Source organism: ANME-2 cluster archaeon, from assembly GCA_014237145.1.
Lineage (GTDB): Archaea > Halobacteriota > Methanosarcinia > Methanosarcinales > Methanocomedenaceae > Methanocomedens_A.
Window position 1 is genome coordinate 17,351 of sequence record JAAXOC010000042.1, and the last position, 21,932, is coordinate 39,282.

The 21,932-nt window shown below is 45.3% G+C and carries 18 protein-coding genes and 1 pseudogene; 4 read left to right on the top strand and 15 right to left on the bottom strand.

Translation table 11 applies throughout. The annotated features are described in order from the left end of the window. Positions 1–11: 11 nt before the first annotated feature. The 8 genes and pseudogenes from HF974_05780 to HF974_05815 all read right to left on the bottom strand — a co-directional run bounded on the left by HF974_05780 (position 12) and on the right by HF974_05815 (position 5,746). Complete coding sequence (locus HF974_05780) at positions 12–1,142, bottom strand: NADH-quinone oxidoreductase subunit D (GenBank protein MBC2697845.1); 1,131 nt, start codon at positions 1,140–1,142, stop codon at positions 12–14. 10 nt (positions 1,143–1,152) lie between these two features. Then, entirely contained in the window at positions 1,153–1,605 is a 453-nt protein-coding gene (locus HF974_05785) for an NADH-quinone oxidoreductase subunit C (GenBank protein MBC2697846.1), read from the bottom strand. Between the two features lie 18 nt (positions 1,606–1,623). Continuing rightward, positions 1,624–2,187 carry an NADH-quinone oxidoreductase subunit NuoB gene (nuoB, locus tag HF974_05790; protein ID MBC2697847.1) on the bottom strand — a complete coding sequence of 188 codons (564 nt, stop codon included), beginning with the start codon at positions 2,185–2,187 and terminating at the stop codon, positions 1,624–1,626. After that, positions 2,154–2,552 carry an NADH-quinone oxidoreductase subunit A gene (locus tag HF974_05795; protein MBC2697848.1) on the bottom strand — a complete coding sequence of 133 codons (399 nt, stop codon included), beginning with the start codon at positions 2,550–2,552 and terminating at the stop codon, positions 2,154–2,156. The genes nuoB and HF974_05795 overlap by 34 nt, the downstream gene beginning before the upstream one ends. 176 nt (positions 2,553–2,728) lie before the next feature. Then, the gene (locus HF974_05800) at positions 2,729–3,289 is read right to left on the bottom strand and encodes a DUF366 family protein (protein ID MBC2697849.1); all 561 of its coding nucleotides are present in this window, start codon (positions 3,287–3,289) and stop codon (positions 2,729–2,731) included. Positions 3,290–3,328: 39 nt separating this feature from the next. Beyond that, positions 3,329–3,598 carry a DNA-binding protein Alba gene (gene albA, locus HF974_05805; GenBank protein MBC2697850.1) on the bottom strand — a complete coding sequence of 90 codons (270 nt, stop codon included), beginning with the start codon at positions 3,596–3,598 and terminating at the stop codon, positions 3,329–3,331. A gap of 160 nt (positions 3,599–3,758) precedes the next feature. Then, the gene (locus HF974_05810; GenBank protein MBC2697851.1) at positions 3,759–4,406 is read right to left on the bottom strand and encodes an acetyl-CoA synthetase; all 648 of its coding nucleotides are present in this window, start codon (positions 4,404–4,406) and stop codon (positions 3,759–3,761) included. Continuing rightward, positions 4,403–5,746: pseudogene (locus HF974_05815) on the bottom strand (acetyl-CoA synthetase). Before HF974_05815 ends, HF974_05810 begins: the two are co-directional and overlap by 4 nt. Before the next feature lie 210 nt (positions 5,747–5,956). Here HF974_05815 and HF974_05820 point away from each other — a divergent pair. Further along, positions 5,957–6,583 carry an RNA 2'-phosphotransferase gene (locus tag HF974_05820; protein MBC2697852.1) on the top strand — a complete coding sequence of 209 codons (627 nt, stop codon included), beginning with the start codon at positions 5,957–5,959 and terminating at the stop codon, positions 6,581–6,583. Here HF974_05820 and HF974_05825 read toward each other — a convergent pair. From HF974_05825 to HF974_05850, 6 genes are all read right to left on the bottom strand, one after another. Beyond that, positions 6,578–7,651 (bottom strand): RNA 3'-terminal phosphate cyclase, encoded by a 1,074-nt coding sequence (locus HF974_05825; protein ID MBC2697853.1) that lies wholly within the window; start codon positions 7,649–7,651, stop codon positions 6,578–6,580. The genes HF974_05820 and HF974_05825 overlap by 6 nt on opposite strands. Further along, positions 7,648–8,991 (bottom strand): FAD-dependent oxidoreductase, encoded by a 1,344-nt coding sequence (locus tag HF974_05830; GenBank protein MBC2697854.1) that lies wholly within the window; start codon positions 8,989–8,991, stop codon positions 7,648–7,650. The genes HF974_05825 and HF974_05830 overlap by 4 nt, the downstream gene beginning before the upstream one ends. 202 nt (positions 8,992–9,193) lie before the next feature. Beyond that, the gene (gltA, locus tag HF974_05835) at positions 9,194–10,579 is read right to left on the bottom strand and encodes an NADPH-dependent glutamate synthase (protein ID MBC2697855.1); all 1,386 of its coding nucleotides are present in this window, start codon (positions 10,577–10,579) and stop codon (positions 9,194–9,196) included. After that, positions 10,567–11,415, bottom strand: a complete 849-nt coding sequence (locus HF974_05840; GenBank protein MBC2697856.1) for a sulfide/dihydroorotate dehydrogenase-like FAD/NAD-binding protein — start codon at positions 11,413–11,415, stop codon at positions 10,567–10,569. Before HF974_05840 ends, gltA begins: the two co-directional genes overlap by 13 nt. 269 nt (positions 11,416–11,684) lie before the next feature. Further along, complete coding sequence (locus HF974_05845; protein MBC2697857.1) at positions 11,685–12,164, bottom strand: hypothetical protein; 480 nt, start codon at positions 12,162–12,164, stop codon at positions 11,685–11,687. 100 nt (positions 12,165–12,264) lie between these two features. Continuing rightward, entirely contained in the window at positions 12,265–12,768 is a 504-nt protein-coding gene (locus tag HF974_05850; GenBank protein ID MBC2697858.1) for a hypothetical protein, read from the bottom strand. A gap of 470 nt (positions 12,769–13,238) precedes the next feature. Between HF974_05850 and HF974_05855 the strand changes: the two genes are divergently transcribed. The 3 genes from HF974_05855 to HF974_05865 all read left to right on the top strand — a co-directional run bounded on the left by HF974_05855 (position 13,239) and on the right by HF974_05865 (position 21,493). Then, positions 13,239–20,186 (top strand): hypothetical protein, encoded by a 6,948-nt coding sequence (locus HF974_05855; protein ID MBC2697859.1) that lies wholly within the window; start codon positions 13,239–13,241, stop codon positions 20,184–20,186. Positions 20,187–20,192: 6 nt separating this feature from the next. Continuing rightward, on the top strand, positions 20,193–20,612 hold the full coding sequence (locus HF974_05860; protein ID MBC2697860.1) for a hypothetical protein: 420 nt from the start codon (positions 20,193–20,195) through the stop codon (positions 20,610–20,612). Between the two features lie 113 nt (positions 20,613–20,725). Next, positions 20,726–21,493: a hypothetical protein gene (locus HF974_05865; protein ID MBC2697861.1), complete on the top strand. Its 768-nt coding sequence runs from the start codon at positions 20,726–20,728 to the stop codon at positions 21,491–21,493. Here HF974_05865 and HF974_05870 read toward each other — a convergent pair. Further along, complete coding sequence (locus tag HF974_05870; GenBank protein ID MBC2697862.1) at positions 21,460–21,903, bottom strand: hypothetical protein; 444 nt, start codon at positions 21,901–21,903, stop codon at positions 21,460–21,462. The two genes, HF974_05865 and HF974_05870, sit on opposite strands and share 34 nt — an antisense overlap. Positions 21,904–21,932: the final 29 nt, after the last annotated feature.

Sequence of the window (21,932 nt, forward strand, 5' to 3'; positions counted from 1 at the left end):
AATTACACCTCCTACCTGTCTACCTCACTGGTACAAGAATCCATACTCGCTGCTATGGCTGCCACATCAGCTACGTATCCTCCCAGCAATAATGGCGGTAGTGCCTGTGCCGTAGCAAATGCAGGACCCCTGATCCTGAAACGATATGGTTTATCGGAACCGTCAGAAATTATGTACATTCCCATTTCTCCCCTCGGATCTTCAATACGGGCATACACCTCTCCGGCTTTGGGCCGCGTGATATATGGTGTTACATCCTGCTTATACGGACCTGAAGGCATCTGGTCCAGACACTGTTCAATAATATAGATACTCTCAAGTATCTCAAGTAACCTTACTTTGACCCGAGAGAATACGTCACCATCAGTCTGGGTGATCACCTTAAAATCAAGATCATCATATACCAGATAAGGTTCCATCCGCCTTAGGTCATACTCCACGCCTGCGGCCCTCAATGGCGGTCCTGCCACTCCAAGTTCGCCCGCTTCTTTGGCAGTTAATACTCCTACACCTTTAGTCCTTCTGAGGTAGATCGAATCACTGGACAGCATCGCATCATGTGATTTGACCTGTTTCTTCAGTTCTCCCAGGGTTTTTAAAGCCATCTCCTTATAACCTGGCGGCAGGTCGTTCGCTACCCCGCCAAACCTTGCATAATTGTGGTTTAGTCTTGAGCCTGTAATAGCTTCCAGCAGGGACACTACCCCTTCCCGCTCCCTGACCATATAAATGAACATGGTCAAAAAGCCCACATCTGTAGCATATTCACCTATTCCTAACAGATGGCTTTGTAATCTGCAAAGCTCATTAGTTAATACCCTGAGATACTTGGCACGATCTGTAGGTTCTATGCCCAACAGTTCCTCAACACCACGGCAATATACATCGTTATTGGAATTGGAGGCAAGATAACATATCCTGTCAGTCAACGGAAGGATCTGGAGATATGTCCTGTCTTCAAACACCTTTTCCATACCTTTATGAATATAACCGATCTTGAGTTCGGCTTCCCTTATTGTTTCACCCTCTATCTTCAGATCAAGCAAAAAAGGACCTGGCTGCAGCGGATGCTGTGGTCCGAGATGCAGGAGTATCTCAGATGGTTTGGGTGGGGAAGTAATTTGAGTTGCTTCATGCGTCATTATTCATCACCTATGTTAAATCGGGATACCCGGCGTAATCTTTACGCAGTGGCCATTCTCCTTCCATTTCTTCTATCAGCAATAGGACCTTCATATACGGACAATCATTAAATTTGATCCCATAAAGTTCATATGTTTCCCTTTCATACCAGTTTGCATTCCAGTAGATACCACAGAGTGAGTCAATATTCGGATCATCTCGTGGTAAGGAAGCTTTTAATGTTATGACCAACGGTGCCGAATATGATGTAACATGATATACCACCTCCATTTTATCAGGAGGATAATCCACACCTGATACACAGGAAAGATGGTCGAAACCGTTGTCAAGTAAAAACTGCATGATCTCTTTTACTTTGCCTGGATCTATTCTTGCTACCGCCCTGTTAGGTGAGGGAACATCCACATCAGAAACTGCATCCTTGAACGTATTTGACAGTTCTATCATGATGGTTTTATCCATTTTTTCATCTCCCATCTTTTACACACCACCATCTGCCGGATTTGGTATTACAGTCCTGTCTTTCTCAGCCACGATCTTTTTCTGAAGTTCAATGAAACCCTGCAAAAGGGCTTCGGGTCTTGGTGGACAGCCAGGAATGTAAATATCCACAGGGAATATTTCATCAAGATGTGTGACTGTACTATATGATTCCCACCAGGGACCACCGGATATTGCACATTCACCCATCATCAATATCCACTTCGGTTCTAACATCTGGTCCCAGACCCTTTGCAGAGCAGGCAGGTATTTCTTGCTAACATAACCACTGATCATCATTACGTCAGCCTGTCTCGGGGAACACCTCGGAATGATACCGAACCTGTCAGTATCATAATGGGCTACACCTACGCATATTTGTTCAATTCCGCAGCAACCCATCGGATGGGTCATGAACCATAACGAGTTCTTTCTGCCCCAGTTCAAAATTTTCTGGAGCGGTGAATTTTTAATGAACTCTTGTATTGCGCTGGCAGAAGTGACCGAAACATTCGGCGGAAGCTCCATCTCTATCTCACCCATTCCAAGACCCCCTTCTTCCATTCATATATAAGTCCCAATAGTACAACAATCATAAACAATACCATCGCCAAAATGCTAAATCCTGTAGTAAAACCTGGTGTAGTTGTAATCACAGCATCATTCACATAAACAGTAACCCATGGGTAAAGGAACAATAATTCAACATCAAACAATACAAAAAGTATTGCATATGAATAATATTCAACATTGAACATCATATTCGCACTACCGGTGGGCACAGAACCACTTTCATAGGTTGTGAACTTGGCTAGTGTCTTGCTTCTCGGCGATATCTGCTTTACAATAAACATTATCGCCAATGGTATTACTAAACCAAATAGAATGAAAATAGCTACAGGTATAAAATTATCAATAATCTCCTCCATATCATCACCTATATGTCTTTTCGATATTGAGAGTTAAATTCTATATATAAAAATGTTATGAAATGTTCATGGGATTTTAGTGGTCCCATGTTTCATTATCGAGAATAACAGGTTAAACTTATAATCCCAACAAGAAAATCCTCTCTTCAGTTGGATTAACTTGATGCCTGACCAGGTCAAAGGCCCTTTGTTTTCACAATGTCAGACTCGATATCATCTACTTCGGCTGCAAAAGCAGTGGCAATCTCCTTCCCCATGCCTATAAAATCAGTGATGCCCAGGTAGGTCAGACAGGCAACTTCCACATCAGTAGGCGTGCCATTACATGAAATATTAATGCCAAAATGTATTTTCTCAGAGGAAATCCCCGCAGATGCTATGCTAACAGTCAATTTACCCGTACCAATAAAAATATCATCACCGTTGCGTATCGATTCTATGCCGTGGTGAAATAAGACATCTTTAGCACAGACAACCAGCAAGCGCTGCATATAATATGCAAGCCTTATGCTGCCCGGTGAATCGAACCGCTCAACTATGAAGTGCAGCATATCCCCGCCCTTGATGGCTAGATTATTTTGCAGGTCTTCCAGATCCTTGATATTTGAATCCGGAATGTCCATAGCCCCCCTGAACAACACAATGCTGTCCCCGGGAATATCTTTTGAATATGCCCACAGCGGCTCTATCTGGGAGCCGTCATAATCCAGGGTGCCGGATAGTATCTCTATTCTCATGGAACCTGATGCTCTGAGCGAATAAAATATAAAATAATACTACTTCCCTATTGTTATTTCCATTGCTGATACGTTGGTTTCGCCGCGGTCCGATGTTACCTTTTCTGTGGATATGAGAATATCCTTCACTTCCACATTATCAAGGAACCTGTTCCTCACCACTTCTGCAACATCAACAGCTCTTGAAATGGCCCTGCCGCGTGCTTTGATAGTTACTTTATTGGTACCACCATTGAACTGGGTTACCACTGCAAGTACATAGTTCATCACTGGTTTGTTACCGACATATACTACATCGTCATTTTCCATTTCGCCACCTCAATGAAATCAATATGGATATTAATACCTTTCAGCTATTCTACATATATTTTACTGATGAACCCTGTCAATAAAATGCTCACTTTGTTCGCATTTTCTAAGCCTACAGGAAAATATATACTTTCCTATACGTTGAAAAACCAATATTTACTCATTTTGTAAGTATCCTGGCATCCACTGCTACCGAGCCCCGGGAATACACGATCAACGGGTTAATGTCAATCTCAGTGATATCAGGATTCTTTTCAAGCATAGATGATAATGCGGTGATCACATCAATAATGGCTTTTAGATCAGCAGGTTCCCTGCCTCTCGCACCTTCGATGATAGGACTGCCCTTAATCTCCAATACCATCTCACGTGCCATCTCCCTGTCCACGGGCGTAACCCTGAAGGAAACATCCCTGCATATCTCCACAAATATTCCACCCAGTCCGAACATGATCACATGACCGAACTGAGGGTCCAGTTTAGCACCGATGATCACTTCAAGTCCGGGTTCGGCCATCTTCTGCAATACTACTCCTTCGATCCTTGCTTCCGGCAGGTGCTGTTTCACAGACTTCATCATCCTATGATATGCATCCTTTACCTCCTTATCCGAACCCAGGTCAAGTATAACGCCGCCCACATCGCTTTTATGGGTGATATCAGGTGAGACGAGTTTCATTACAACAGGATGACCCAGGGTTTTGGCCGCTTCCACGGCAGCCCCGGCTGAAGATACTGTAGCCATTGGGAGCACGGGAATATTCCAGTCCCCTAACAATTTCCAGAGCCGTTCCTCATTTTCGTTCATTCCTTCACCTTTTCTATAAACCCATGATGCTTGACCAGGGATGCCAGGGCCTTAACAGCCCTTTCAGGTACAGGGTAATTGGGAAGACCGCCAGTTTTTAAAATATCTATCCCTGCTTCTGTGCCCGCACCTCCAAGCCAGCATGTTATTACCGGTTTAAGACATCTACCGCGGTGAATATCTACAATAGCATTTGCCGGAATGCGTGAATCCCACATCACAGTATGCACATAGATCACGATCAACGCATCGATATTTGGGTCACGCAACATATGTTTGACGATACCGTTATAGGTCTCATAGGATGCCAGTCCGGCCGTATCTACCGGATTGCTGTATGATGCGAACTTCGGGACCAGTTCCTTGATACTGGCTCTTGTTCCCTGCTCAAAGCCCGGTATTGCCAGACCCAGACGTTCACATGTGTCAGATGCTATGATACTAGCACCACCGCCGTTGGAAATTATTCCCACCCTGTTGCCTGCGGGTGCAGGCTGGACCGAAAGGGCCAGTGCAGAATCAAAAAGGTCATCAATATTCTCGATCCTGATAATACCTGCCTGTTTGAAAGCGGCACTGTAAACATCATCCGAGCCTGCCAGACTACCTGTATGTGAGAATACGGCCTTTGAACCGCTCCGGGTCCGGCCGGCCTTTACCGCAAGAATGGGTTTGGATATGCCCTTGGCCAGTTCCATAAACTCCCGGCCGTGATTGATACCCTCAATGTACATTGCGATCACATCTGTCTGTTTATCATCAGCAAGATATTCCAGTAAGTCCACATCATCAACATTGGCCTTGTTGCCAGTGCTTACCACGATATTCAGGCCGATCCCCATCTCCATTGTCCAGTCAGCCAGGGCCAGTCCCAGTGTACCGCTCTGGGTGATAAAGGATATCCCACCCTTTGCAGGTAGTTTGGAGATAATGCTTGCATTCATGCCTGCATGGGCATTGACCACCCCCAGTGTGTTCGGGCCGATCAGCCTCATACCGTATCGGTCAACAATCCCCATCAACTGTTCTTCAAGCTGCTTCCCCTCACCACCCACTTCGCTGAACCCTGCGGTGACCATAATAATGCCTTTAACTCCTTTCTTGCCGCATTCTTCTGTCACTGCAAGTGCATAAGATAAGGGTACAACGATAACTGCCAGATCAACAGGACCCGGTATATCAAGCACAGAAGGATAACATGTCTGCTCAAGGATGTCCGTTGCCTTCGGATTCACAGGATATACATGGCCGGGAAACCCATTGCCCAGCATGTTCTTCAGTATGGTATAACCCCATTTACCTGGTGTTGCCGATGCCCCGATAACGGCTATAGATTCCGGTTCGAATATTGCTTTTAACGTCAGTTGTATTTCTCCCGATAGTTCACGTTCGGTCGATATGATACCCCTTTTTTTATGATCGGGGGAATCTCACATCCACAAGTTCATGTATTTGTTACAATGTTATATTTGTTGCAACGTTTTAATATACATTGTTTTTTCAAACGATTAATAAGGTTTATAAGATGTATTAATAATATTGCTGGTTGTATGATACGAAAGTGTCCGAAACATGGTTTTTTCAGAGGAGAAGTATGTCAATGCGGCGAAGCTGGCAGTTATGTGCTGGATGATGAGCGCACTGAACGAATGGGCCGGTTCCTTTCCGGAGCATTGCGGCATTTTCCGGATGACCTTGGGCTGGCCATGAACCAGCATGGTTGGGTGGATATTGATGTGCTGGTGGATGTTATGATGACAAGATATCCCTGGGCATCCCATAACAGGTTGATAGCAATTGTGGAATCTGATAAGAAGGACAGGTACCAGCTATCAGGCAAAAATATCAGGGCCAGATACGGACACTCGGTTATCATTAACCTGGATTTTCCTGAGAACGACCTGGAGTTTGTATATTACGGTGCCAGCCAGGAAGAAGCAGATATGATACAGGAGATGGGGATCAAGCCTGTACGCCAGAGATATGTGCACCTGAGTTCCACTTATGAGAAAGCCGTGGAGGCTGCCAGTGTACATACTGAGAATCCGGTTATCTTCAGGGTAGATGCCTTTGCTGCTACGGAAGGTGGTGTGGAAATGATGGGGGTGAACAAGTTTATCGTGCTGTCCGAAGAGATACCGCCCGAGTACCTGGAAATCACCGAGCCGGAATCATAATGATATTTTAAAAACATCCTTTTTTTCTTCTATCCTGAACTCCACACCCAAAAACTGCTCTACCACCCATATATTCGTCCGTGTATGCCCGGACACATCCCGAACCGTTAAGCTACCGCCCCCGGCAAGCCCTATGTACGGAATCAACTGGTCGGCAAGGTGCACGTCCACCGCAGCCCCCGAGCCCAGTTCTGTAATTATCTCTCCAGCAGCAGCCTTGCCCACCTTCTCGGCAGGCAGCCCCCGCTTACCCAGGGCACTGCCGCCGGCATGCCCGCACCACAGGGTTATCCCGCTGCCGGTAGATGGGGAGTTGGCTGCCCATGTATCAATGGATGAACTATAGCCTGCCTTTTCCAGTGCTGCTGTTGCTGCATCTGCCTGCCGCTGCATAACGTGGGGCGGCAGGTTTGAACTATGCGATATGCCTGCAACTCTACAGGGTTCTTTCTCCTTCCCCCTCTCCCACTCCTTCTCCATCCCCTCCTCCTTCTTCGTATCCGCCTCTTTCTCTTTATCCAGGTCCACAGCCCGCAATGCCGACGGGTGAATAATAGCAGCGACCCTGCCGCCGCCCCTGGGATAGTAACCCCGGCGTTGAAGCTTAATATTACACTTTAATCCCATAGTTTCAAGTACTGGTAGCAGCACATGGGCCATATAGTCAATAGGAGGTGACCATGCCACATCAGTGCCACCTGTGATGTCCAGTGATACTGGTTCCTGTGCTGCCAAGGCGATAGGCATCAGGCACTGGAGAAGTAGTGTAATACTGCCTGCCGTACCGATATCTATTTTATAATAACCGCCTGGAATACCACCCGAGGTACTAACCCCCGGGCTGAATGTAAGTTCAGTGGAACCGGATTTCAGTCCCGATATCCTGGCACCAGTCATGTCAGCGGCCGTCCTGATAGCACTCATGTGCTGGGCCTTCAGTCCGGATTTCGGTCTGTTGCTGCGGATATTGCTGATCGTTACATCAGTTCCTGTAACAGCAGACAGTGCAACAGCCGTGCGTATGATCTGGCCGCCGCCTTCGCCGTAGGAGCCGTCGATGTTGATCAAGCTATACCTTCCATCTTATTTTTTGCATCATCGGCCGCAAACGTTACCGGGTCGATGACCATGGCAACCGGCGGCGAGTATGAGGTCTCCCAATCCAGCAGGTCGTCGACTTCTGCACCCATACGTATGGCAAGGCTGAGAGCATCTATCCTCTCCTTAACACCCTCGCTCGACACCACCTGTGCGCCTACAAGCTTCTTTTTTGAGAACAATAGTTTAACGAACAGGGGCATAGCACCCGGATAATAACCGGCCCTGGAATATCCCTTTGAACTACCGCTGATTATGTTAATGTCGTGGACTTTTGCCGTATGCGAGGTAATACCCACCGAACCTGCCACCAGATGCCCCGCCACCACCACACCCGGGCTTAATGTAGGTGGATAGACAGCATCCTTACCGGCAAGGTTCCCGCCAATAACCCGTGCCATCCTCCGGGCAGCCGAACCCAGCCTGCTGATAACAGGCGAACCCGTGATGAGATCAAACACCTGGGCGCACTCACCACCTGAATAAACATTATCCTGGAATTCTCCATCCATGCTCACCCTCAGTCCCTCATCGGTCACAATGCCGCCTGTAGTACCTATATCATAGCCAGCCTTCCTGGCAACCGATGTCAAGGGCTTTAGTCCGGAAGTCACTATAACAACATCAGTCGGCAGTGTTTCACCCCCCGCACTGACCGATTCCACCCTTTGTTTTCCATTCACAGAATCCACACTGGTACATGTCATTACCCTGATACCCATCGAGATAAGATGCTGCTCTATAAATGATGCCATATCTGGATCAAGGGTCAGTGGAAGCACCTGGGCCAGGGTTCCTATCAATGTGGTATTAATCCCTCTCCTGACAAGGGATGCTGCAACTTCGATCCCTATCCCATCCGCACCAATAACCACCACCCTGCTGTTATCATTAATATTAAACTTGATGTCCATGCCATCCGATAGCGTTTGCAGGGTGAACACACCGCTTAAGTGAATTCCGGGGATGGGCGGGATAACAGGTGTACTACCAGTAGCGATCACCAGATGATCATATTCAAAAACACCAGAATCTGATATCACTTTCTGGCTTTTGGCATCTATGTGCCTGACCTCTGTGTTAAGATGCAGGTCTATACCCATTTCAATAAAGGTATCTGGCGGCCTTACTATCAGGTCAGGGAATTCAGATATAATACCTTCCAGTACGAAGGGCATCCCGCACTGGCTGTACGCAGTGTGAGTGTCCGATGAAAATACCAAAACATCATAATCCGTATGCCGTTTCAAATAGGTGGCTACAGTCATCCCCACGGCACCTGCACCAATAATAGCCACTTTCTTTGTCATTAGTTGTAATTTATTGTTAATCGCAAATTAGGTTTATCGTGAAAAGTAAAATAAGAGTTATTTTGTGTGAGCGGGTTGGGGAGTGGGGGTTAGTTAGAAAAACGTTGTTCCCGCTCACAAGCTCCTATCTATTCAGATTTAATATATATAGTTTTCGGAATTTACATTAGAATCTAAAAAAATTACTTCCACCCATACCACATTATAAATTATTCGAATTAAGATATTTGTCAATAGCCTTAGCAGCAATCTTACCTGCACCCATGGCACTTATGACTGTAGCAGCCCCTGTTACCACATCTCCACCGGCAAATACCCCGGTTTTAGAAGTGGCACCGTTATCATCTGCTATTATTGTACCCCATTTCGAGGTCTCAAGGCTAGAAGTAGTCATCGGGATAAGCGGATTTGGAGATGTCCCTACTGCTATTATCACTATATTCACATCAAGGATATGTTCAGAACCTTCTATAGGTACGGGCCTGCAACGTCCTGATTCATCGGGCTCGCATAGCTCCATATTCAGGCATTCCATCTGCCTTACCCAGTTCTTCTCATCACCAAGTATCCGTGTGGGGTTTGACAGGAGCTTGAAAATAACGCCTTCCTCTTTTGCATTCTCAATCTCCTCACGCCTGGCCGGCATCTCATCATCTCCGCGGCGATACACTACAGTCACTTCTTCGGCACCCAGGCGAACCGCACACCTGGCAGCGTCCATTGCAACATTCCCTCCACCCACAACCACTACCTTATGGCCCTTTTTGACAGGAGTATCATAATCAGGGAACTGGTATGCCTTCATCAGGTTAACCCTTGTCAGGAATTCATTTGCAGAATAAACACCACTGAGATTCTCACCGTCGATGTTCATGAAGCTGGGCAACCCGGCACCGGTGCCGAGGAATACGGCATCATACTCATCCAGTAGTTCATCCACGGTCTCTACCATACCGATCACACTATTGAGGTGGATATCAACACCCAGTCTTTCTATGTATTCGACTTCCTTCTGGACAATGGATTTGGGCAGCCTGAACTCTGGTATGCCATAGACCAATACGCCTCCTGCCTTGTGCAGGGCCTCCATCAGGTTCACACTGTGCCCCATCTTTGCCAGTTCGGCAGCAGCGGTCAGCCCTGCCGGACCTGAACCTACTACGGCCACCTTCTTACCTGTCGATTCGGGTTTTTCCGGTTCCCCCAGCTTGTTCTCCAGTTCCCAGTCAGCAGCATAACGCTCCAGTCTGCCGATGGCAACGGGTTCACCCTTCTTTGCCAGCACGCAGACCTCCTCACACTGGGTCTCTTGAGGGCATACGCGACCACAGATGGCTGGAAGTGCATTCATGGACTTCAGCTCATTAATAGCACTTTCCATATCTTCATCTGCTATATACTTAATAAAAGCAGGGATGTCGATCTCTACCGGGCACCCGGCCACACACAAAGGTTTCTTGCACTGGATGCACCTGCTTGCCTCATTTACAGCCTGTTCATGGGAATATCCCAGTGCTACTTCATCAAAGTTGGAACGCCTCTTTTCAGGGTCCTGTCTTGGCATATCCTGTCGTTCTAACACTGGCATCCTTCCTGTTCACATTTTTTGTAGTGTTCCATAGCAAGCTGCTCCTCATCCTGGTACATCTGCAACCTGTTCATGAGCAAAGTAAAATCGACCTCATGTGCATCGAATTCCGGCCCGTCTACGCATGCGAACTTGGTCTCGCCGCCAACCAGCACTCTGCATGAACCGCACATGCCAGTGCCGTCTACCATGATACTGTTTAGACTTACTACGGTTTTCACACCGAATGGATGGGTTACCCCGGCCACGGTGCGCATCATTATAGGAGGTCCGATGGCAACCACAAGGGAAATGGATTCACTGCCTTCGAGCAGTTCTTTTAGCACATCTGTAACAAAACCATGGTGCCCCTTGGTGCCGTCATCGGTTGTAATAAACAGTTCATCACTTACATCCCGCATCTTTTCCTCCCACAGCAGCAGGTCTGCACTGCGGGAACCTATAATGGATATTACTTTGTTGCCAGCTTCCTTGTGGGCTCGGGCAATAGGATATACAGGGGCCACACCCACGCCGCCACCCACACATACTACTGTACCTACCTGCTCTATCTCTGAAGGCTTGCCAAGGGGGCCCACGAAATCGAGCAGGCATTCTCCGGCGTTCATTTCAGATAACCGAGCTGTGGTCTTTCCCATCTCCTGGAAGATTGTGGTTATTGTGCCCTTCTCGCGGTCAAAATCAGCAATAGTCAGGGGAATTCGCTCTCCTGCATCATCTATCCTCAGAATGATGAACTGGCCTGCCCGGGCTTTTCTAGCTATCCTGGGTGCAAAAATGATCATATTGTGTATTGTTGGAACTATCTGGCTTTTTTCAATTATCTCAAATGGCATGTTGGTTTTCCTTCTAAATAAAATATTGAATAGGTCTAGGATTACGTGAGTTCATAATGTAATCGATAAAGTAAAAATTTAACGGTTGTAAATTTTTAAATGAATGCAGGGGAAAAAAGTAAAGGTGACATTTACAGGCTGCTGGAAAACATCATCATAAACCGGGCATGAATCCCCCGGCCCCCTCGCAATCTCCACAGACAGCCCCATAATTAGAAATTTCCGGATAAAAAAGATAGTATTATTTTATGTGATGTAAATAATGAAAGTTATATGAAATGAAAAATATCACGTTTTTTCTTGAATTTTATAGTACCCTGACAAATATCCTTTTCTATAATAGATATGTCCAAATCTATTTGCTTGCCAGTCATAAAAGAAAGTGCTCCTTCTATTAAACCTTGAGTACTACTGCAAAGAGGATTTTTTATGGATAATCCTTGGTTACTGCATATATCTTTTATAAAACAGTTTTTAAACCGTAGATCTGCTGTATATTCTTTTTCTTTTGAGTTTTCACTTATAATTTCTATATCAAAACAAAACTTGATGTATTCAATGAATTGTTTCAGAGCAGTTTGTGGATCTTTGCCCGTTCCGATTTTTTCCCCTAAATTTTCCCCTTTTCTAAAAAAACTCATATAAATTAAATCACTTGTAACTTCATCGCCATTTACTTCCCTGAGTGTACCAAGCAATCCTGCAATCAGTGTCATACACCCCTGTTCAGATGTGAGTTCCGAAGTCATAATTAAACCTTTTATAAATTCATATATTAGTGAATTATTCAATCCACTATATTTTAGGGTTTTCTATTTACTTACTAATGATTTATCAATAGATGCTGCCTTAACTACTGTTCATGGAATTGATATGGATACTCTGAATATCCTGTATGTGGCAGATAGTGCAGGAGTATCCTCTGGTCATATGTATTGTTACAATATTTCCATAGCTTGGTTGGATCGCGTCAGGGTAGTCGTGACATGCATCGCAGATCTTATCATGCCCTGGTAGTTTTTCCGGGATGATTGGTTCAAGACCATGGCAGACAACGCATGAGAGATTAGCTGTAGTTTCTTTGATGTGCAGGTCGTGGAGATCTGTTCCATGACACGGTTCACAATAGATGCCGCCCTCTATATGTTTCTTTTCTTTTTCCGGATGAGTATGACATATTTCACAGTCTATTGTTTGTTCCGGAATTGGTTCGAATTCCGGTATAATAATTTCATCTACATCAATGTCATTTTGTGGGGCGAAAATATCTGTAGTTACTGCCAGGTAGACAACACCTACAATAAGTAGAATGCCTGATAGTGCAATTATTATAATGTAATTTTTATCTTTCATGGCCTTAACTTATTAAAATATATATACTATATTAATTTATACAATTTAAATAGATATTACTTTCAATCCTCATATGATATACTCTTGTTTCGATATATAATGATTTCGTAACCAGACTTTATACAAATGTTGAAAATATAAATCCAAAAGATATATAAAATAACGAAAACAATATAAAATAATATTTTAATATATGGAGTGTGAATTCTTTATGAAATTCTCAACAAAATGGAAATTTCAGGCGGCTGCGATCAACAGGATACGATCTAATTCTACATATCCTGTAAATCCTGTCAAAAGATTTAATTGAAACTACGAAAATTACCGATATCTATATCGAAATGTGTTTATAATTTACGATACGTTAAAAAAATTGGTTTGAAAATTTGAATTATTCAATCCAGAAATTTAAGATATATTTCAATCGGGGATAAAATAGTTGCCCCGCATAAAATAAATAGATAAATATTATGATTCCTGCTGTAACCACTGGACGTAAATATACCAGTCGCCCTGTCAGAGCAATGTCTTTACTTGCTACCTGCACGTGCCTGGTTGTGCTATTTGTGATGATGTGCGGGGTTGTAGAAGCTGCTGCGACCTATGATTACACGATTACTGTAACTGATGATGTTGATGACCAGTGGAGCACGAATCTGAGCAATAATGACAGCACCGTTAACGGCAACATCTATGTGGAAAACGGCGCTGTGCTGAACCTCATAAATGCAACGATACAGATGGGGGACGGATTTTCCATCATTGTCGAAAGCGGTGCAACCATGAATGTAACCAGTGATTCGATTATCACAAGGGATTCCGGATATTACAATTTCAACTACAATAGCGGCAGCCGTGGCCATCTGAGCGCAAGCACAATCGAGTACAGCTATACATTGCAGATCAACACTACAAATAACATTACCATCACGGACTGTACCATCCACAACAATCAGTACCATGGCATACACCTGACATCGGCCTCAGGATATGTCAACATCACAGACTGTAGCATCGCAAACACCGTCCAGGGACACGACATATTCATAGATTCCTCGATGAACAATATCCTGCGAAATAACAGTCTGAACAACAACAATGGAGATTACAGCCTGTACGTCACAGGAAACTATGATCAGGATATCGACACCACCAACACCGCAAACGGCGGGCTGGTATATTATAACTACAGCGACAGCGGCACGATTACCAACGAAAATAACATCGGGCATGTAACAATTGCCAATTGTACCGATCTGTGGTTCACGGGCTGCACGATACATAACGGGGATGGTGTCCGGATCGTGGGATCTTCATCGAGTGGAATTAGTGGAAGTACTTTCGAGAACAACGCAAAAGACGGGGTTTATTTTACCGATTCAAGCAATAACACCATAAAAGACAGTCATATTCTGGATAATATTGGTAATGGTATTCTTTCAGACGGTACAAGCAGTGACAACCGCATCATCAACAACAGCGTCATCAATAATAGCAAAGGCATTTTTTTAAGAGGAATTGGAAATAATAATATCACAGATAACAATATATCAGAGAATAGTGACGGTGGTATCAGCATAGGTTCGGGTACTGAACACTTTGGAGATAACATCATACGAAACAATACAATACTCTCGAACAGCGGTATTGGAGTTACTTTTTATTCGAATAATAATGATTTAAGCGAGAATACAATATCAGGGAACGGGAATCTTACATTACTATTCGAGTCCCCGTATTATAATAATTACATCTGGCGCAACAACACAGCAAACGGCGAAGAAGTGAACTATTATCATGATGAACATGACATAATCATCGAGTCGAAATATCTCTCAGCATCCAATGTGAGCAATGTCGGAAAGATCACACTTATCAATTGTACCAACATCATCATAAGAGACAGTGTACTTTCGAATAGCAGCAAATCCGGTTATGGTATATTTTTGCAGAACTCAAATAATAATAGCCTGACCAACAACACCATATCGAATAACTTCTACGGCATCCTACTGGACGAATCATCCAGCAACAACATCACTGATCTCGATACGATTAGTCTAAACTGGGGAGCACAGTTAGAATCGAATTCGAGTTACAACAACATCACAGGTAGCACTATCAAAAGCACAATCACCAATGCACTGCACATAAGCTCATCCGATCACACCACCATCACTGACACCACTAGCTCATCTGTGGATTTGTACGGACTACTTACTAGCAATGCCCATTACATAAACCTTACAAATGTTACTATCAGCTCATCATTCAGCGATGGTATAAGCCTATTAGCGTCCCACCACGTAACCATCCAAGACGGCAGCAGCATCACCGCAAACAACACAGGCGTGCACTGCACCAACGGCAATAACACCAACATAATCGACACTACCATCACAGCGGGTACAGACGGCATATATATGTCCGAGTCAAACTGGGGCAATTTCACGAACAACAACATTGATGCCAAAGAGCGGGGCATAGCTCTTAACACATCAAGGGATCACAACTTAACAGCAAACACTATAACGAACTACACGAGCATCGGTGTCCTGCTTAAGGAGTATTCAACGAACACAACGATGATAGGAAACGATCTCACACGCAACGGGGCAGAGTTCGATATCAGGATCAATGACTCAAACGGCGCAACCTTCACAAACAACGAATCAACAGCAGCGAATTACATATTCTATCTAACCAATGACATCAGACTCTGCACGCTCGATACCGTCTTTGACAAAACAAAGGTCGGCTACGAGGATACATCGAATCTGACACTGATGTGGCGAATCGATGTGCTCTGCTGGGACAATTACCATCTTGAGCCGATGTGGACGAACCTCACAGTGCGTTATAGGGATATCAGTGATTATGACGAGTCGCTATGCTGGGAAGGCGAGACCACTAATGCAAATGGCAGATTGAGTAACAATGCCTTCGGTGATCACGGACCTCCCACCCCAAGCAGCAACTGGCTTACTGTAATCGAGTACAAGCAGAACGTAAGCACAAAGATGAGCTACCAGCCGATGAATTGCACGGCAGTCAACAGGTGGGATGTGCTTAACAAGATCTATGACAAAAGATACAAAAACCTCACGACTGCGATCTCTGGACCAGGGGTCACTATTCTCGTGGATGCAGGTCACACCCCAAATGGCAAGTGTTACTACTGTCATGAGGATAAACTCAAGAATGCGGATGACACGTGGAAGTTCCCGAATACGAGACACTGGAATGAGTATAACGCAAGGATCATGAACGCCTCACTGGGTGATCCGTACACTCCGGGGCGGTGCATCGACTGTCATGACGAGACCGACTCTACAAAATTCCCGCACGGTACTGAGAGCGGAAAGGAAATGCTGTACTATCCAAGTCCGCAATTATGCTACACCGGCAGGACCGGCAGTCTGGAGTGCCACAGTGCGAATGCAACACCGCCCCTCGATCAGGAGAATGAGTTCAACCAGACGACCCACCACCCGCTCGGGGATGGGAAACTTGCATGCAAGGCGTGCCATGACAATCATGGGTCGAAGAATCGGTTCGATCTGCTGAGGTATTATACGAATGCTATAATAGGGGGGTATAATTCATCAGACTATGCACTCTGCCTTGTGTGTCACCTTGAGGAGAAGATCGTGGCGAAAATGTCAGATGAGAACGGTTATCTTGCAAACTACGTGAATCAGACGAACTTCAGGGATGAGTATTATGGGTGGGATGAAGGGTTCAGTTCAATGAATAAGCCAATAAACATCCACTCTCCACAGGATAATAGTGATCATCCCAAGAGAAACTGCTACTCCTGCCACAATCCACACGGCAGCGATAATCCGGCAATCATACGCAATAATGCAACGGATGGTGGCCCTATTAACTATACCTACATCACCAATGTCTCGTCTACAGACAACAACACGGCATGGGAGGTACTGGATTACGATAACTGGAATAATACAACCGCAAACAAGGGTGGTGGACTACTGTATCTGATTAGTAGTAGTAATGGTTGTTATTGCCACTGGGATAATTATGGTTATGAGATGATCCTATCAGAAGGTTCTTTCACCTACCGAGAATTCATCGACTACGAAACCGCAGGAGGTGCGGGCTGTCTCGAGTGCCATGACAACAATGCTTCCGCATACAACGAAACCCCGATCCGTCCGATCGTGAACCTGACCGCAATCAAACTTGCAATGCACACCAATCTGAGCGGTGCGTTCCGCACTGGCAGCATTCTTCAGGGAACTGACAGGAACTTCACAGGGTGGCTCGAATATCGCGATTACACAAACGAACAGATCAACAACATCACCGAAGACAACGCGATCTGCTGGGCATGTCACTCCACAAACGGCACGCCACCGTATCCTGGATTCCATCCGGATCGGACACTGAACCCATACAAGTGCCCGAAGTGCCACGGACCAGAGAACGGTCAGCCGCCGCACACACAAGGGCTGGTTGCTGCGATCGATAACCACGGTCCGACCACAAAGGGCATAGGAACGATATTCATCCAGACCGATATCGGGAGCAACGGATCATGCGAAGACTGCCATGCACCGAGCGTTCTACCGGAAAGTATGATCAATCCAGATGATAATCTCAAGGTGTGGAAATGGGGAGTAGGTTCTACTGGCACGGGTGACGGCTGTATCACCTACGAAGGCAGAACCACGATGGGTAATGTCTCGCACTACGGACTGAATAGATTGCAAGGGGAGGCACTTGGAATAGATAACCCGCTCATAGACACCTCTGACTGCCTATTGTGCCACTGCAACTCCACAAACGGCGCGATATGGGGCAATGCACCAAATGTGACCGATAATATGTACGGAGCAAACACATCAAACCTCTCTGAGTGCTATGATTACTGCCATGTACTCCCCGACTACCTGTATAATGTAACTGAGGATACCATCCCGCATTTCCATAACAAGTCCCTCTATGCCGGCGGCGGGTTCGACTGCGTGGTCTGCCATGACATCGACAGTTTGTACGGAATCAAGTCGCTTATCGATGCAGACGCAATCGCTGCTGGTATTCACGGGAACGTCGCAAACAACACCATCTCTACCATCCTTGAATGCGATCCGAGATCAAAGCCCTGCTGGGGCTGCCATAACAGCAACGGTATGCAGCCGGATGGAATGGGGGACAGGAACTTAGTTTACGAACCGCACAAGAATCCGTGGTCATGCGAGGACTGCCATGCACGAAGCGATGAATGGAACGCGGCAACGAGTTACGGCGAAACATGGATAAGTTCGAGTTATCCGCCGAACCGCCTGCCTCCGATAATATATGCGCATTATCCGAACTCAACGACTCTCAAGACCAATATGAACGGCGAGGGGAGATGTGTTGACTGCCACAACAACAGCATCAACCAGAGCCACGTTGACACATTCGGGCAGATACTCAAAAACACGATCAGATCGAACGTCTCGCATTACGGCACAACAACAGACCTGGTCAATCCGACCCAGGACTGCAGCATATGTCACAACACTACACCAGAGAATGCAACGAAATGGGGAGGCGCTCTGCAGAATAACCACGGCAACTTCACAGACGAGGCAGACGTGGATGATGGCTGCTACGTCTGCCACACAAATGACGAAGAACCCTCAGTGGACTTCCATGCAGCGAATCTGTGGTCGGGAATGGGTGGATTTGAGTGTCTGGAATGCCACGATAATGACGGGTTTGCAAAGAGAAAAGTGATCAATGGAAGTGTCTATGAGAGTGGGGTTCACGCCAGGATGAATAACGCCACCACCGGTTCTAACGGCACCAACCAGTCGTGCTGGGTCTGCCACTTCGAAAATGGCATGAACGCGGATAGACATAGTATGCTAAAGGATACGCCGTATCTCTGCTATGACTGCCACAACAAAGCCGGAGGGCCATTCAGCAATGTGAGCGATGCACCAGAGGTTCACAACCACTTCAAGAACGGAACCAACATCTCTGCGTACTGGACGCGTGCGACAGACTCTGACTCATGCATGGGCTGCCACAACCAGTCAGAGATGTTCTATCCGTTCAACGAGAGCGATACATACCGCACTAACTTCTCGATCACATCACATTATGGGGATAACCGGACAGATCTCGTCGATCTGTTCGTTGAAAATAACAACACCGCGTACTGCTCATACTGCCACGTCAATACATCAACTCCGTTCATGGAGTTTGAGAACGATAAAAATATCCAGCACGCAGGAAGCCAGAAATGCAACGAATGTCATGGCGATGGCAGGCTTCACAACGAGACCCTGACACGGGCGCAAACAAGTGGGAACTGCACCGACTGCCACGCGCTCTACGGGGTTAACAAGACAGATACGGTCTACGAGATCAATGTTACAGCAATGAATCTTGGGGTACATGCTAATGTAAACGATAACATGAGATTAGTTGCATCCGCACCGCCGATCAATGATCCAAACAATTCAATGTGCTGGGGCTGCCATGTGCCGGGCGGAGCATACCCCAAGACCGGTCACAACGAGACGTTCAACAACGACGCGTACCTCTGCTATGAGTGCCACAACGGCACTTATGCATACAACAACGTGAGCAACGCACCCGCGGTCTACAACCATTTCAAGGGCGGCATCGATATCAAAGCACGCACGGATGCCGAGACGAACTCGACCTCATGCGGATACGGATGCCACAACTTAAGTACGATGAAGGTTCCGGGCTTTGATTCAGGCGGGAATGCGACGTACCGTGTTAACTTGTCGCAGGCATCGCATTATGCGATAAGCCGCCCTGACATAGCAAACGAAAGTGGTGGTTACTCTGAGTGCACATGGTGCCACATGGACTCGACAAACGAGTTCATTGATATCTTCTTGAATACAGGTCCGCCGAACTACACCGCAAACATCACACATGCGTCAGAGACATCTGGTTGCATTATCCCGGAATGCCATAATAGAGGCAGGATACATGATTCAAATCTTACGATTCCATCAGTGAACTGGTCAGAGTGCGAAAGCTGCCACTTCGGACTGGACAACTCTGATGCGTATGTGAACGAGACGATGTTCGATGCGAGTGTGCACGGGGGGTTGAACTGCACGATGTGCCATATCAACACGCAGATGAATCACCCTACCAGCGATTATACCTGGAAATGGTGCGAGTGCTGCCATTCGTATCAAGCAGATCCGATAAACGAAACTGATCGCCATAATGTAACAACCACACCATCCACATATTCGGTCGGAGGAACGAATGTACTCGATATCGAGGACTGCACAATCTGCCATAATGCAACAGCATATAATGCTGCTGTAGGTTATTATAATTCTACATATAATTGCAGATATTGCCACGCTTATCCGGATAAAGGTAACACGACAAGTCAGGAGTGGTACTGAAAATCTATGATCTCAAAAAGAATAATTATCGCGGGAATCTTAATTATATTGATCATAGGTATAGCTAATGCTATGCTTTCAGGCAGTCACGAATTATTTAAAACTGAGCCCACTCCGCAGGAATTTTGCAGCAAATGTCACTTGGCATCCGCAGCCAATGTCAGCGCTGGTGCACACAGCCCGGTAAATTGCCTATGTCATGGATACAATCCAAACTCAAGTTCGGAATATAATGTTAATATGACACATGATCTTACTAAGAATATCTATTGTACAAACTGCCACTCAAAGTATAATGAAACATCCGGAGATATCGTGATCTATAGTGGTATAAGCGGATTAAAACAGTCTGCGCATTATATAATTGATAAAACCGACGATCAATTATACAACAACAGCAGGGGGTTTTTCAGTGATCCTGAGTAAATCTATTATTTTAAAATACAGGGATGTGACCTGTTTATTCAATCAAAAAGTGCATAGATATGTAACGGTAGATATGGAGTGCAAAACACCTGTTAATAATGTTTTGGTGAATTATGGAACGAAGTAAGATATTATTGATAATTGGTTTATTAGCGCTTGCAATATTTGTTGTGCCTGATATACTTTCAATGTTTACTGGGGGGCATAGATTTTATGATGAAGTGAACTGCCAGCGCTGCCATATAGCAGAATATAATGAGGTAGATGGGTCTTCTACAGGTCAAGTACATATCAGGGCAGCCAGCAACACTAATTATACTACTTATCTTGCCATTGGAGGTATTGATTATTATCCATCAAACGGCACAATTCATTCGGTCGATAATAAGATCTGGAGATGGAACGACAATTCATGGACCAATGGTTCAACATCATTATTAGTCAGTCTGGATCATAATGGTAATTCTGAGATCGATGGAAATGAAATCTGTCACCTATGCCACAATACATCATTAATAGACAAGCCAGATACCCATTCAATAACCATGAGAACATGTGATGATGACTGGTGTCATGGCAACAGGAATTATACTTTAAATGACCCTGAACTGTTCGACACTTCGCAGACCAGACTCAATGTGGGAATGGTCTTAAATTACTCAGGTAATCTTCACAGGGCGTTCTATCTCAGCCAGTGCAACGAGGCAACTGGGTACACAGCAGGTAATCCTTTCGACCATACAATGGGAAATGTCAAAGGAGATTATTTTTCAAAGGGTTACTGGGCATGTGTCGGATGTCATTCCGAGGTTCAGGTCAATATAGAAATAGTTCCAGGTGAGTACAATCACACTGGTGGGCCACCGCGGAAATACCTGTAAACAGCACTTATTGTATCAGATAATAAAAATGCAATAATACCACCGGTTATTGTGCTGAGTATATCCGGGATTCTGAGTGTGGATAAAATAAAATCCGTAAATGTCAGGAAGTCCTTTGGATGATATGTCATGCCGTGAATGATCTCGGTTTTAAAATAATAAATTAAGATATATCCGATAAGAAGAGAAACTATTGCGACCCCTATAAAATAGAGCAGGTTAACAGGTGAAATATCCATATTATCCTCCCCGTTCTGGTCACTTAAAACCACAAGTCCGATTCCACTAATAAAACCAGCGATAAACCCAATTACCGGTGCAAAATAGTTTAGGAGTATAACGACTATTCCGTAGATAATACCGCCAGCGACAGCACTTGCCACGGTTTTGATTGAAATATTTTTTGACATCAGATATACATCCGTAACGATAAAATTTT